Source organism: Agrobacterium sp. NPDC090283, assembly GCF_044769685.1.
GTDB lineage: Bacteria > Pseudomonadota > Alphaproteobacteria > Rhizobiales > Rhizobiaceae > Agrobacterium.
Window position 1 is genome coordinate 1 of the sequence record NZ_JBIVYG010000039.1, and the last position, 12,890, is coordinate 12,890.

The window sequence follows — 12,890 nt, forward strand, 5'->3', positions numbered from 1 at the left end:
AGAATCTCTTGCGGATCGACGCCGGTGCGCTCGCGGCCCTCGTAGAGCCAGCTTTCGGCGCGGGCGGCTTCCTCGGCCGGGGGCAGATAGAGGAAGGTCAGGAAGTAGCCAGAGACGAAGTGAACGCCTTCTTCCTCGAAATCGGCCTTACGCTCGGCATCGACCAGGCCGGAAGCTGCATCGGGAAAGCTGTTATTCGGATAGGTCGCGGCCTGATGGCGCTGCGCCTCGACGAAAATGCTCCAGCCGGAACCGAGACGGCGGAAGGCGTTGTTGATACGTCCGGCGACCGCGACCAGCTCGGCGGCGACGGCGCTATCGAGATCGGGACCGCGAAACGACGCGGTGCGCTGGAATGATCCATCCTTGTTGAGGACGATGCCGGGGCCGACGAGCGCGACCCAGGGCAAGAAATCGGCAAGGCGGGCAGCGGTGCGGCGGTATTCGGCGAGATTCATCATGGGCGTCGCCTCCCTCAGACCGCGAGATGACCGGGGACGCGCAGATGGCGTCGGCCGACTTCAACAAAGAGGGGATCGCGGTTGGCGGCCCAGACCGCAGCGAAATGGCCGACGGCCCAGATGAGGAGGCCGACCAGCCACAGGCGCAGGCCGAGGCCCACGGCCCCGGCCAGCGTCCCGTTGAGAATCGCGATGGATCGCGGCGCACCGCCGAGCAGGATGTGCTCGGTCAGTGCGCGGTGAACCGGGACGGTGAATCCCGGCACATCCAGTTGCTCGAAGGCGACCGCCATCAGACTAGCGCCCCGCCGCCGAAGCTGAAGAACGACAGGAAGAAGCTCGACGCCGCGAAGGCGATCGACAGGCCGAACACGATCTGGATCAGCTTGCGGAAGCCGCCCGACGTGTCGCCGAAGGCGAGCGCCAGGCCCGTCGCGATGATGATGATGACCGCGACGATCTTGGCGACGGGGCCTTCGATCGACTGGAGGATTTTCTGAAGCGGCGCTTCCCACGGCATGGAGGAGCCGGAGGCGTGCGCGGCGGGAACGAGGACGAGATTGACATAGGCGAAGGCGGCGGCGGTCGCGACGGTGCGACGGACGCGCATGGACGTGCGGATCATGATGGGTCTCCTGTGTTGCTGGGGGTGGCTGCGGTGACGCGGTAATCCCCGTCCGGGCTGAGCCCTTCGACGCGGGCGAGTTCGGCGAGCCGGCGCGCGGAGCCGCGGCCGGAGAGGACGGCCACAAGGTCGATCGTCTCGGCGATCAGCGCGCGCGGGACGGTGACGACGGCCTCTTGAATGAGCTGTTCGAGCCGGCGCAGCGCGCCGATGCCGGTGCCGGCGTGGATCGTGCCGACGCCGCCCGGATGGCCGGTGCCCCAGGCTTTGAGGAGGTCGAGCGCTTCGGAACCGCGCACTTCGCCGATGGGGATGCGGTCGGGGCGCAGGCGGAGCGAGGAGCGGACGAGATCGGAGAGCGTGACGACGCCCTCCTTGGTCCGCATGGAAACGAGGTTGGACGCGGTGCATTGCAGCTCGCGCGTGTCCTCGATGATGACGACGCGATCCTGCGTCTTCGCCACCTCAGCGAGCAGCGCATTGGTCAGCGTGGTCTTGCCGGTCGAGGTGCCGCCCGCGACGAGGATGTTTGCGCGCGACGCGACGGCCGCGCGCAAGGTCGCGGCCTGGTCGGCGGTCATGATCCCGGCGGCGACGTAATCGTCGAGCGTGAAGACGGCGACGGCGGGCTTGCGGATCGCGAAGGCGGGTGCGGCGACGACGGGCGGAAGAAGGCCCTCGAACCGTTCCCCCGTTTCGGGCAGCTCGGCCGAGACGCGAGGGGACCGGGCATGAACCTCCGCGCCGACATGGTGGGCGACCAAGCGCACGATGCGCTCGCCGTCTGCGGGCGAGAGGGTTTCGCCGGTGTCGGACAGTCCTTGGGAGAGCCGGTCGATCCAGATGCGCCCGTCCGGGTTCAGCATCACCTCGACGACGGCGGGGTCTTCCAGAAAGCGGGCGATGGCGGGACCGAGCGCGGTGCGCAACATGCGCGCGCCGCGCTGGATCGCCTCCGGTTTCTGATGAGAAGAAGAAGTCATGCCGTCCCCAAGCCAGGGGGACGCAACAGAGAGTTCCCCGATCGGGGTCGATTAAAAGAGCCCGAAATCGGGCCTGTTCAACAAGTATCGAAGGCCGTGCGGCGGTCGGCGGCTATCGGCGGCGAATAGGACGGACCCGAATATTCAGGCAGGATCGTCACTCGGCTTTACGGCCTCCATCGGGTCTTCTCCCGCCAGCGAGTCGACATCGCGGGAAAGCTCTTTCAGGAACCTGTCTCCCGTTGCCAGACGCTTGCCGAGCGTCTGCATGAAACCCTCGAACCGCTCCGTGCCCTTGGCGCGCGCCGCGGCCTGGGCGGTGTCCGACATTGGCGGGGTGAAGGTCAGCCAGAAGCGCACGAACAGCGCCAGCGTCTCGCCGAGCACGGCGAGATCCTCGTCGAGCGCGCCGACCTGGCGGCCGAGCCGGTCGAGACGGCGCGACATGGCGGCCTCCAGCTTCTCGCTGGTGTCGCCTGATAGGAAGGATGCGACGGCCGCCTCCACGATGGCGGATTTGGAAATGTTGCGGCGAAGCGCCAGCGCCTCGACCTGCTTGAGCAGGGCCGGATCGAAATAGACGTTCATGCGGGTGCGTGAGGTCATGGGGCTCCTCAAAGCTCGATGCCGTCGTTGGGGTCGAGCGCGGCTTGCCGCGCGACCATCCGCATCCGGGCGCGCATGGCATTGGCCTTGGCGGCGTCCACGTCGGGTTCGTCGTCCAGAAAATCGAATTCCTGCGCGGGTGACGGCGGCGGCGGCAGGATTTCTTCATGCTCGGGCAATTCCGGCTCGCGGCGGATGCCCGCGTTGGCGGGATCGCCGCCGTCATCGCCGCTATCGGCTCCGCCCGTCTGGCCTGCCGCCGCGACGACGCGGCCGGACCAGTCATCGGTTGTGGGGGCGTTCGCGGGCGCGGCCACCAGCTCGGGCGGCGGGACGATGCGCTCCTGCAGGCGGGCGTCCTCGAAATAGCGGGCCTTGGTCGCCTTGATCGGCGGGGTGCCCGCGACCATGACGATTTCCTCGTTGGGCGGGAGCTGCATGATCTCGCCGGGGGTCAGCAGCGGCCGCGCCGTCTCCTGCCGTGAGACCATGAGATGCCCCAGCCAGGGCGACAGGCGGTGGCCGGCATAGTTGGTGGAATCGCGCAGTTCGGTCGCTGTGCCGAGTGCGTCCGACACGCGCTTGGCGGTGCGCTCGTCATTGGTCGCGAAGCTGACGCGCACATGGCAATTGTCGAGGATGGCGTTGTTCGGCCCGTAGGCGCGCTCGATCTGGTTGAGGCTCTGCGCGATCAGAAAGCCCTTGATGCCGTATCCCGCCATGAACGCGAGCGCCGATTCAAAGAAGTCGAGCCGCCCCAGCGCCGGAAATTCGTCGAGCATCAAGAGCAGCCGGTGACGCTTGCCCGATGCGGTCAGTTCCTCGGTCAGCCGGCGGCCGATCTGGTTGAGGATCAGGCGAATCAGCGGCTTGGTGCGGTTGATGTCGGACGGTGGCACGACGAGGTAGAGGCTGACCGGCTTTTTGCCGCCAACGAGATCGGCGATGCGCCAGTCGCAACGCGCCGTGACGCGCGCGACGACGGGATCGCGATAGAGGCCGAGGAACGACATGGCGGTCGAGAGCACGCCGGAGCGCTCATTGTCGGATTTGTTCAGCAACTCGCGCGCCGACGATGCGATGACGGGGTGCACCCCGGCCTCACCCAAATGCGGCGTGTCCATCATGGCACGTAAGGTCGCTTCGACCGGGCGGCGCGGATCGGAGAGGAAGTTGGCGACGCCGGCCAGCGTCTTATCGGGTTCGGCGTAGAGGACGTGCAGGATCGCGCCGACCAGAAGCGAGTGCGATGTCTTTTCCCAGTGGTTGCGTTTGTCCAAGCTCCCTTCGGGATCGACCAGAATGTCGGCGATGTTCTGAACGTCGCGGACTTCCCATTCCCCTTGCCGGACCTCCAGCAGCGGATTGTAGGCGGACGATTTCGCGTTGGTCGGATCGAACAGCAGCACGCGGCCATGGCGGGAGCGAAAGCCCGCCGTCAGGGTCCAGTTCTCGCCCTTAATGTCGTGGACGATGCAGCTTCCCGGCCAGGTCAGCAAGGTCGGCACGACGAGGCCGACGCCCTTGCCAGATCGGGTCGGGGCGAAACACAAGACATGCTCGGGACCGTCATGGCGCAGATAGTCCCGCTCATATTTTCCGAGCAGCACGCCATCGGGGCCGAGCAGGCCGGCGCTGCGGATTTCCTTGTCCTCGGCCCAACGCGCTGAACCATAGGTCGCGACATTGCGCGCCTCGCGCGACCGGACGATTGACATGAGGATGGCGGCTGCGATCGCGATGAAGCCGCCGGACGCGGCGATGATCGCGCCTTCGGTGAAGATCGCGGGCGCATAGGCGTCGTAGGAAAACCACCACCAGAAGAAGACGGGCGGATAGTAGATCGGCCATCCCGCCAGCTCGAACCATGGGCTACCGAGCTGCGGCTGAAAGCCGAGCCGCCATGCGGTCCATTGGGTCGCCGCCCAGGTCATGACGAAAACTATGGCCAGAACAACGGCGATCTGACCCCAAAGAATCCGGCCTCCACGCATACAGGCTCCAATCGGCAAAAATGTCGGAGCCGATCAGAGAATGGGGGTTTTCGGAAGCGGCAACAGCTATGTTCGAACCGGAGGGCCGCCGGATACCATGGGCGGTAAATAGGATAGGTCGTGCACGCGCCGACGATCATACTGCTTGGGTCAGGGTAGACGGCAATCCTGCGGCTGGGTTGAACGACGCCCCATTTCTGTTGCCAGTGCTAGTAAATTGCGGAGCGAAGCGCTTCGATTTTGCGGCAACCATACGGCCGAGAACACAACCGGTTCGGGTTCGTCCGTGATGGGCAGAAACACAACTCCATTCATTGGGAACAGCCCGTTTGCAGCTCCCAGGATTGTGATGCCGAAGCCCTGCGCGACTATCGACAGAAGCGTGCCGCGCTCCACGTCAAAGCGTTGGATCGATGGCGGCGGCCAACGCCCGGCCAGGCGCAGCAGAAGATGGTCATGGACCTGTGGCCCTGTGCCACCGTGGCGGGCAAGGAAAGTCTCGCCGACGAGATCGGACCATGTGACGCCTTGCTGCGCGGCAAGCCTGTGGTTCGACGACAACGCCGCGACAAGCGGTTCGGTCCAGATCGGTCGGGAATGGCAATCCGGTAAATCGAACCTGCCGACCAGAAACGCCACATCGATCCTATGGGCACGCAACTGCATGATCGCGTCGCGCGCAGTTCCTTCTACCATTTCGACCAAGATGCCAGGATATTTCGCACGGTATCGTGCCAGAAGGCCATCGAGAAAGCTGCCCGGGATCAGGCCATGGAGGCCGATGCACAATCGTCCGCAATCTCCGGAGGCTGCCAGGCTGGCAGTTTTTACAGCATGGTCGAGTTGATCGACGCCGGCCGCGATCCCATCAACGAAATGGCGCCCGGCTTCAGTCAGCCGGACGCCGCGTGTGTTTCGCTCGAAGAGCGTAATCCCAAGTTCTTCTTCCAGTGCTCTGATTCTGGCGCTGACACTCGATTGACTGATACCGAGTGCCTGAGCGGCATGGTGGAAGTTCAGGTATTCGGCCACGGCGAGCGCTTGGATCAACGACGCCATCGGGATGCGGCCACCAAGAAGCTGAGGTGGCTGCCATGTTTGCGCTTCTGCTTGCCTCCGTCGTCGCATGGCAGCCACCTCATGGGATGCAATCAGGGGACTGCGGCAATCGCGTCGATCTCTACGCGCACGTTGGGATCGTAGAGCTCTGCCACGCCAATCAGCGCGCTTGCTGGCGGTCGGCGATGGTCGATGTGACGATCTCGCACCGCCCGGATTATGGAGAGGTCGTCCCGCGAAAGACCTCGGACATAGATCGTCATCCTGGCGACGTTGGTGAAATCTGCCCCAGCAGCACGAAGCGTTGCCTTGAGATTCAAGAACGCTTGGTGAAGCTGGTCTTCCAATGCCGGCCCGGCAATCATCCCGTCATCTCGGAGAGGCACATGGCCGGAAAGGAACAGAAGTTTCCCGCTCTCTATGAGCATGGCTTGCGAGATGTTCGGGATGTTGATTTCGGCGGGGTTTACTGCCCGCATCTGCGCGGTGTTTGTCATTTGGGCGCTTTCTCCGGCGTGAGCCGCAGTCCCTTTGAGCGAACTGCCAAAAACGGGGAAGGTGCCGGTCGCGGCCGCTGCGGTCGCGAATCCGGCAAGGCGAAGGTGAGTTCGCCGGCTTATGAGATTCATGGTCCTCTCAATCAGGACTGACGGATGGTGTGGCCCTTCTCGGCCAGCCAGGAATCGTGGAGCCACTTTTCCGTGCCGCGGTGGCCGGGGAACGTGATCCAATGGATATCGCGCTCGAACACCATGACCTTTCGGTCGGCGCCAACGATGACCCACATCCAGCGGCCGTCGGCGGCGTTGCGCATTTTCACCTTCATGCCCGTGAGAGTGAGATTTTCGGTGCGACCGTTGCGCGTGACGCGCAGGGGCTCATCGTGCGGGTCGATCCAGCTAATTTTCAACCCAGGCAGAAGATCGGGCGCGGCGTCACGCAGGAAGTCCATGGCGATCGCCTGAGCCTCCTCACGCGAAGGCAGTTGACCGCCGACCAGATCGAGGTCCATCCGCGCGAAGCCCTTGAGGCGACCATTCTTGGCGACGATAGTGCTGAAGTGCTCGCCGCCAAGTGCGGCGTTGCGAGCATCGGCACGCTCATAGCGGACCAGTTCAGCGTCTTCACCGTCTACGGTGACAGGGCGGCGCGCGATCTCGCGATAACCGGCTGGCATGAATGCTTCGACGATGGAGGCAGCGGGTTGGGCCGCCTGGATTGTTGCGGTCATGGGCTTTCCTTTCTGCGTGTCTGCGAGGGCGATGCCGGCAGCAGTTCCGCCGACAAGGCCGAGAGTGGCGAGGGCGATAAGGGGGCGTATGCGAGGCATGTCGAAGGCTCCTTTCAATTTGAGGTGGGAGAGTGCGGACGGCGGATGCCGACAGTGAGAGCGAGCGCGGCAGCCAGCAGCAAGATTGCCGGGAGCAACCAAAGCGGCACGGTGCCGATGCCGCCGAGCGCCTGAGCAACGGGCGGTGCGAAGCTGGCGCCGAGGAAGAGCGCGAAACTGTAGATGGCGAGGGCGAGGCCGCGATTGGCGTTGGTCGCACGTCCCGCGACGGTCGCAATCAGGCCCGGAACGGCAAACGCCACGCCAGCAGAGAGAACCGCGCTCGCCGTTCCGATCGCGAGCGGTGAGGCAATTGCGGCAATTGCGAGCGCCAGTGCCGCTAGCGATAGACCGAACCGGGCCGTGACGGCAGCGCCATATCGGCGCGTCATCGGCGCGGCGGCAAAAGTGAGGAGCAATGGCGGCAACCCCATCAAGCGGAGCGACTGAAGGTCAACGCCCAGTCGAGGGCCGAGCGACTGTGCGCCGCTGTAGAAGGACACGAAGCCGAATAGCACCGTGATTGCAGCGGCCCAGGCGGCAAGGATGGCGGGATCACGCAGGAGCGAAGCGAAACGCAAGGTGCGAGCAACAGGGGTCGCGCCAAGTGCTGTCCCCTTTGCTGTTACCGCGAAGAGCAGCCCGGCCGCACCGAGCAGGTAAAGCGGCGCAAGCTCAAGCATGAGGGCGAACAGACTGCCGTCGGTCTGTGCCGCGAACAGTTGTGCCAATGGAGCAGCGCCGAGAAAAGCAAAGCTCATGAGAGAAACGCCCAGGGGCCTTTGCTGCGGCGGTAATTCCTCCGTCACCAATGACAGCGCGACTGGCGGAAAGATTGACGCTGCCAATCCTTGCGCCGCCCTGGCTGCGAGAAGAAGATCGAAGCTTCCAGCAAGACCGACGAGAACGGTCGCAACTGCGGTGGAAACCAGACCAATAAGGATCATCCGCTTGCGGCCATAGCGATCCGACAAGGGGCCAAAGATCAGGAAGCCCGCCGCATAGGCCATACCAAAAGCCGTGCCGATCAATGCGGCGTGCGCGCGTTCGACGCCGAAGCGATCGGCGATTCCAGCAACCATGGGAATCGTCACATAGAGCTGTCCGACCACGATAAAGCCGCAAGCCATGAGGAGTGCGAGCAGCGCGACGTGGCGACCCGTAAGGCGTTCCGACGAATACTGTAACTTGACGTTAGCTGTAGATTGAGAGGACATGTAGACCTTTCCCTGCCTGCGGTTATCCCTGTTTCGCTTCCGCGATCAGCTCGTGCATACGAGCGATGTTTGTTTCCAAGTCGCGCTTGAAGGCTGTCAGTTCGTGAAGCTGGGCATCGGCCTTTGTGAGCTGGGATTGCAGGATTTCCAGTACCTTTTCCTTGCCCTTGATTCCGCTCGCATCTTCAAAATAGAGGTCGATGACGGCGGCGATCTCGTCGAGGCTGAGACCAAGGCGTTTCAATGCGCCGATCTTCTCCAGCCGCTTGCAAGCGGTCTCGTCGTAATAGCGGTAGCCAGCGCCCTCGCGCTCGGTGGGCTTAACCAGCCCAAGCCGCTCATAGTAGTGGATCGTGCGGTGGCTGACGCCCGCACGCTCCGACAACTCACCAATCTGCATAAGGGACGACAATGCCTAATCACCTAAACCTGACGTTTGGTGTAGATTTAGGCGCTGGGCACCTCAAAGTCAACGGTGCTTGAAATTGATGCAGTCTAGATGCCCATACTCCTTTGCCGCCCCAACTGCCACGACACCGATCCACCTTGCACGATGCCGCTGATCTCCTTGCCTAGCTGCCGGTCGATGATCGGCCGCCACGGAACAAGGGTGAACTCGTGGCTCTGCTCGACCACGGCGAACTTGCCGCTCGATAGTTGGACAGTCCCTTTGAACTTGCCGCTGATGCTCTCGCCATCGGTTGCAGCGCGGAACGGCAGGTTCTTGGTCGCGGCCATCTCGCCGCCGATACGCTCGATCTCGCGGGCGCGCAGCGTGGCGAGAAGATTGCGCCGGTAGAGCGTCCCACCGTTCGGGCCGGGCGTCGCGTCGCCATGGTCGATATGATGCTCGCGGCGGCGGTCGATCGCCTCGCGGACCTGCTGGCCGAAGCCGGTCGGCGCGAGGTCGGACGTGTCGGGCGTCATCAGCCGCCGGTCGAGCCAGGTCGCACCGTCCGCGCCGATCTGCTGTTCGAGCCGGGCGGCCGAGAGGATGCGGATATTCGCCTGCTTGTTGCGGCCCGCGTCATAGGCGGCGGCGCGGCTCTCGAAATCGTCGGGGATGCGCCACTGGTCGGCGTCGATCCGCTCGGCGATCCCGGCGCGGCGCAGCGCTTCCAGCCGGCGCACATGCGCGTCAACATAGCCGTCATAGTCGCCGCCCGGCACGCGGCCCTCGAACTTCGCCTGTTCGAGATGGCGGCTCGGCCGATAGACGCCGCTCTCGGCGATGGCGGCGATGGTTCGATCCGATGCCCGGCTCGCGGCCTCGGCCGGGCCGATCTCGACGATGCTGCCGATCCTGGCGTCCTTGATGCGGGCCGGGTCGATACCGGGCAGATGATGGGCGCGCCCGTCGATCCCGTCGACAACGACGGTCAGGTTCTCACCCAGCTCGTCGGTCAGATATTTGTTGACGACGCGGCCGACGATCGGGACTTCAGGCGCGGCGTCGTGAAGCTGGAACGTCGTCGGATCTCGCTCCAGCCCATCGGCCTTCAGTGCCTTGTGCATGTTGCGGATGATGTCGCCGCGCTCGCCCAGCTCGCGCAGAGCCGGTTCCATCCGTTCGCTCAATTCCCAGACGCCCGGCGCGTGCTCGGTGGCGAGCCCCATCTTCTCCAGCTTGGAAAGGCGGCGAAGGCGCAAGGCCCGGTCGCGCTGGCGCTGCGGATCGGCTGGCTCGTTGCGCAGGTCGAGGAAGCAGTCCTCGGCTTCCCCGGTTATGGCGCGGTCGATGCGGGTGAAGCGGTCCTGACCGATCTCGGCGGTGAGCTTGCGGCTCTGCTCGATCTCGGTGACGGGACCAAGCTCCAGCGTCGCCAGATCGCTCGCCCGCTCGCGGATGCCGTTGGCGAGATAGTCGCCGTTGATGACAAGGTTCTCGCCCAGCTCGTCCACGCCCCGCACGATGACATGGACATGGGGATGGCCGGTGTTGTGGTGATTGACCGCGACCCAATCGAGCCGGGTGCCGAGATCGGCTTCGACCTGGGCCATGAGGTCGCGCGTATAGGCCGTGAGGTCGGAAAGATCGGCGCCATCCTCGGGCGAGACGATGAAGCGGAACTGGTGGCGATCGTCGGCGCCGCGCTCGACCAAGGCAGCGCCGTCGGCGCGGTCCTCGTCGGCCGAATAGAGCTGGCCGCGCTCGCCTTCGCGCGAGGTGCCGTCGCGCTGGATGTAGCGCAGGTGGGCGGCGGATTTGCCGGTCTTGCCCGCGCCCTGGACGTAGCGGGTTTTGACGACGACGCGGCGGACGCCGGGCGCGCTGTGCTTCCATCCGCCGGACAAGGTGCGGGCGCGCACGAAGGCCGCGCCGCGTCCCCGTTTCAGGCCCGGCCCGCCGCTCGCCCGCGACGCCCTCGCGCCCTTGGGCGTGCCCTGCGATCGGTACCACTGCGACGATGGCGACGACGATAATGAGAAGCCCCGCGACGCGCTATTGCTATGCTGGCGGGCGATCTTCTTCGCCTGGCTCAAGAAGCTCTTGGCCTTGCCGAGCTTCGGCGCATCGGCGCGCACGCGACCCGGCCTCGGGCGGAAGCGGAATTCCTCGTCGTCGCTCAAACCAGCGCCTCCGGGGCAAATCCACGGAATACCGCCGAATTCGGGCCATGGTGCCGCTGGAAACCCAGCAAAGCCAAGGCTTTGCGCGAAGTCGCGGCACGCGGCGTCCAAACCCAAGGTGCCGCAAGCGCCGCCCCAAAACAGTGTGCAGACAAGGGCTTGCCCCGAAACCGCGCCAACGGAGTGCCGGTTTCCTTTATCTTGCCCTCCGCCCTTTCTTCCCTCTCTGCGCTTCGATCCAGATATGCAGCCAGGCGACTCCCGACCTGACGGCACACCGGATCAAGCACGCGAGAACGCGGGGACGCGATGCTCATCGCATTCCCTCGCCGTTCCCGCGGGCGACGAACATCGCGCCGCGCTGCGGCTCCGGATCGACGGGATCGCGCACCGGAACGGCGGCGCGACTGTCGCTTTTTTGCTCGCCCGATCGTTCGTCGGACTGCGTGCCGGATTGCGCAGACTGTCCGTTCGACCGCGCGCCGGATGATGGTTCGGCTGCGGTTCGGATGTCGCCCGCGCGCAGGATGAACAGCGGAGCCTCGCGCCAATCGGGTGGCGGCTCGGCGCGTTTCTCCGGCTGCTCAATGGGCGCGGCCCGGCCGAGCAGCGGCAGGAGGGCCGCGACATAGGCGCGCGTCTCGGCAGGCAGTGGACGGCCTGTCGCGCGATGATCGTCGTAGCGACCAGGGCCGGCATTGTAGGCGGCGAGCATCGCGGCGACGTTGCCGTAGCGGTCCCACATCTCGCGCAGATAGGCGGTGCCTGCGAGGATGTTGTCACGCGGATCGTAGGGATCGCGGCCGAGCCGGTAGCGCACGCGCAGGCCCGCCCAGGTGTCGGGCATGACCTGCATCAGACCGAGCGCGCCGGCCGTCGAGATCGCGCGCACGTCGCCAGCGCTTTCAGCGCGCAGCACCGCGCGAATCCAGTGCTCGGGAATGCCGAAGCGCTGCGACGCCTCGGCGATGTGCGCGCCATGGGGATCGCTGATAGGCCGCGTGACGACGGCCGATTGCGCGATCGTCACGCCCGGTTCCGACGTGATCGCCAGCATCGCCATGGACAGGAGCACGGCATAGCGCCGGGCGGACCTGTCTCCGCCACGACGCCAGCCTGCCAGCGTGCTCGCTGCGGTCAAGGGTGCGCGCGAAGCGCCGGCCGATGGCCGCCCCTGACCTTCGCTGCGCGCGCCGGCCGTCCTGCGATCGAGCGGGACGGAGGAATGAGACGGCCTTTTCGCGAACAAAGGAATAAGGGCTTTGAGCGCTTGGGTTACGGGATAGCGCATGACTTCAATCCCGCTCTTCACGCGGTTTCGGGCGCGTCCAGTGCAGCGACCATGACGCACCTGCGTCGTCGTCGCGGAACAGGTTCGCGCGAATCGGGTGCGACAAGGCGGGATCGTCGAGCAGCACCGAGAGATATTCGCCGGCCTTCTCGCCGTTGCGTTTCCATGCCGCGCCGACCTCCGGGCCGTCATCCGCGATGATGTGAACGCGGTAGTCCGGCGCGTTTTCCGCGTCGGAATGCTCGACGGGAACGATGACCAGTTCCCGCTTGAGGGTGAGCGTGACAAGCTCGCCGGCAAAGCCGGAGGCGTCACGATGGAATTGACCGATCTGGGGCATGTCTAGTCTCCGTGCGGTGGCGTTGGGAAATCCGTCGGCGGGCACCGCTCCCCCCGACCGGGAAGCGGTCAGCGGGTCGGCGCGAGCCAGACGAAGCGGCCGTCGCCGTCCTCGTCGGTCCAGAGCGGCAGCGCGCGGCCGACGACGGAGCTCGCCGGAAGCGGGCCGAAATAGCGTCCGTCCAGGCTGTCGCGGACGCCGCTGTTCATGAGGAAGAGTTCGCCGGGCGCGATGACACGGCAGCCCTGCCAGACGGGAAGATCGCGGCCGATCCGGTCGCGATCGAGCGCTGCGCCCATCGCCACGCGGTCGACGGTTATGGCGCGGCCGATCCGGCAAACCCGCTGGCCGGGAAGACCGGCGACGCGCTTCAAGAGCGGCACGCCGTTGCCGATATAGCCGCGGCCGACCAT

At 65.2% G+C, this 12,890-nt stretch carries 14 protein-coding genes and 1 pseudogene; all 15 read right to left on the bottom strand.

Annotated features, from left to right (window positions below):
* Positions 1-461, bottom strand: a pseudogene (locus ACIQUH_RS27565) (conjugal transfer protein TrbE); the annotation flags it as partial.
* A 14-nt stretch (positions 462-475) separates the two neighbouring features.
* Positions 476-754 (bottom strand): VirB3 family type IV secretion system protein, encoded by a 279-nt coding sequence (locus tag ACIQUH_RS27570; RefSeq protein ID WP_400821308.1) that lies wholly within the window; start codon positions 752-754, stop codon positions 476-478.
* The gene (locus ACIQUH_RS27575) at positions 754-1,086 is read right to left on the bottom strand and encodes a TrbC/VirB2 family protein (protein ID WP_400821311.1); all 333 of its coding nucleotides are present in this window, start codon (positions 1,084-1,086) and stop codon (positions 754-756) included. The genes ACIQUH_RS27570 and ACIQUH_RS27575 overlap by 1 nt, the downstream gene beginning before the upstream one ends.
* Positions 1,083-2,069, bottom strand: coding sequence for a P-type conjugative transfer ATPase TrbB (gene trbB, locus ACIQUH_RS27580; RefSeq protein ID WP_400821314.1), 987 nt, complete (start codon positions 2,067-2,069; stop codon positions 1,083-1,085). The genes ACIQUH_RS27575 and trbB overlap by 4 nt, the downstream gene beginning before the upstream one ends.
* Positions 2,070-2,213: 144 nt before the next feature.
* On the bottom strand, positions 2,214-2,675 hold the full coding sequence (locus ACIQUH_RS27585; RefSeq protein ID WP_400821316.1) for a ribbon-helix-helix protein, CopG family: 462 nt from the start codon (positions 2,673-2,675) through the stop codon (positions 2,214-2,216).
* Between the two features lie 8 nt (positions 2,676-2,683).
* A complete protein-coding gene (locus tag ACIQUH_RS27590; RefSeq protein ID WP_400821319.1) occupies positions 2,684-4,669 on the bottom strand; it encodes a conjugal transfer protein TraG in 1,986 nt (661 codons plus the stop codon).
* A gap of 150 nt (positions 4,670-4,819) precedes the next feature.
* Entirely contained in the window at positions 4,820-5,728 is a 909-nt protein-coding gene (locus tag ACIQUH_RS27595; RefSeq protein WP_400821322.1) for a LysR family transcriptional regulator, read from the bottom strand.
* Between the two features lie 92 nt (positions 5,729-5,820).
* Positions 5,821-6,357 (bottom strand): RidA family protein, encoded by a 537-nt coding sequence (locus tag ACIQUH_RS27600; protein WP_400821325.1) that lies wholly within the window; start codon positions 6,355-6,357, stop codon positions 5,821-5,823.
* A gap of 11 nt (positions 6,358-6,368) precedes the next feature.
* Entirely contained in the window at positions 6,369-6,959 is a 591-nt protein-coding gene (locus ACIQUH_RS27605) for a hypothetical protein (RefSeq protein ID WP_400821327.1), read from the bottom strand.
* A 113-nt stretch (positions 6,960-7,072) separates the two neighbouring features.
* Complete coding sequence (locus tag ACIQUH_RS27610) at positions 7,073-8,275, bottom strand: MFS transporter (RefSeq protein ID WP_400821330.1); 1,203 nt, start codon at positions 8,273-8,275, stop codon at positions 7,073-7,075.
* Positions 8,276-8,297: 22 nt separating this feature from the next.
* The gene (locus ACIQUH_RS27615) at positions 8,298-8,687 is read right to left on the bottom strand and encodes a MerR family transcriptional regulator (RefSeq protein WP_400821332.1); all 390 of its coding nucleotides are present in this window, start codon (positions 8,685-8,687) and stop codon (positions 8,298-8,300) included.
* An 83-nt stretch (positions 8,688-8,770) separates the two neighbouring features.
* On the bottom strand, positions 8,771-10,276 hold the full coding sequence (locus tag ACIQUH_RS27620; protein WP_400821342.1) for a DUF3363 domain-containing protein: 1,506 nt from the start codon (positions 10,274-10,276) through the stop codon (positions 8,771-8,773).
* An 883-nt stretch (positions 10,277-11,159) separates the two neighbouring features.
* A complete protein-coding gene (locus ACIQUH_RS27625; RefSeq protein ID WP_400821335.1) occupies positions 11,160-12,137 on the bottom strand; it encodes a lytic transglycosylase domain-containing protein in 978 nt (325 codons plus the stop codon).
* A 4-nt stretch (positions 12,138-12,141) separates the two neighbouring features.
* On the bottom strand, positions 12,142-12,477 hold the full coding sequence (locus ACIQUH_RS27630) for a DUF736 domain-containing protein (protein ID WP_400821338.1): 336 nt from the start codon (positions 12,475-12,477) through the stop codon (positions 12,142-12,144).
* Between the two features lie 68 nt (positions 12,478-12,545).
* A partial coding sequence (locus tag ACIQUH_RS27635) for a S26 family signal peptidase (RefSeq protein WP_400821340.1) occupies positions 12,546-12,890 on the bottom strand: 345 nt, incomplete at its 5' end.

Bases quoted from the DNA above. Each gene is read 5' to 3' on its own strand.
- ACIQUH_RS27570 (WP_400821308.1), bottom strand. From the start codon at position 754: ATGGCGGTCGCCTTCGAGCAACTGGATGTGCCGGGATTCACCGTCCCG.
- ACIQUH_RS27575 (WP_400821311.1), bottom strand. From the start codon at position 1,086: ATGATCCGCACGTCCATGCGCGTCCGTCGCACCGTCGCGACCGCCGCC.
- trbB (WP_400821314.1), bottom strand. From the start codon at position 2,069: ATGACTTCTTCTTCTCATCAGAAACCGGAGGCGATCCAGCGCGGCGCG.
- ACIQUH_RS27585 (WP_400821316.1), bottom strand. From the start codon at position 2,675: ATGACCTCACGCACCCGCATGAACGTCTATTTCGATCCGGCCCTGCTC.
- ACIQUH_RS27590 (WP_400821319.1), bottom strand. From the start codon at position 4,669: ATGCGTGGAGGCCGGATTCTTTGGGGTCAGATCGCCGTTGTTCTGGCC.
- ACIQUH_RS27595 (WP_400821322.1), bottom strand. From the start codon at position 5,728: ATGGCGTCGTTGATCCAAGCGCTCGCCGTGGCCGAATACCTGAACTTC.
- ACIQUH_RS27600 (WP_400821325.1), bottom strand. From the start codon at position 6,357: ATGAATCTCATAAGCCGGCGAACTCACCTTCGCCTTGCCGGATTCGCG.
- ACIQUH_RS27605 (WP_400821327.1), bottom strand. From the start codon at position 6,959: ATGACCGCAACAATCCAGGCGGCCCAACCCGCTGCCTCCATCGTCGAA.
- ACIQUH_RS27610 (WP_400821330.1), bottom strand. From the start codon at position 8,275: ATGTCCTCTCAATCTACAGCTAACGTCAAGTTACAGTATTCGTCGGAA.
- ACIQUH_RS27620 (WP_400821342.1), bottom strand. From the start codon at position 10,276: ATGGCCCAGGTCGAAGCCGATCTCGGCACCCGGCTCGATTGGGTCGCG.
- ACIQUH_RS27625 (WP_400821335.1), bottom strand. From the start codon at position 12,137: ATGCGCTATCCCGTAACCCAAGCGCTCAAAGCCCTTATTCCTTTGTTC.
- ACIQUH_RS27630 (WP_400821338.1), bottom strand. From the start codon at position 12,477: ATGCCCCAGATCGGTCAATTCCATCGTGACGCCTCCGGCTTTGCCGGC.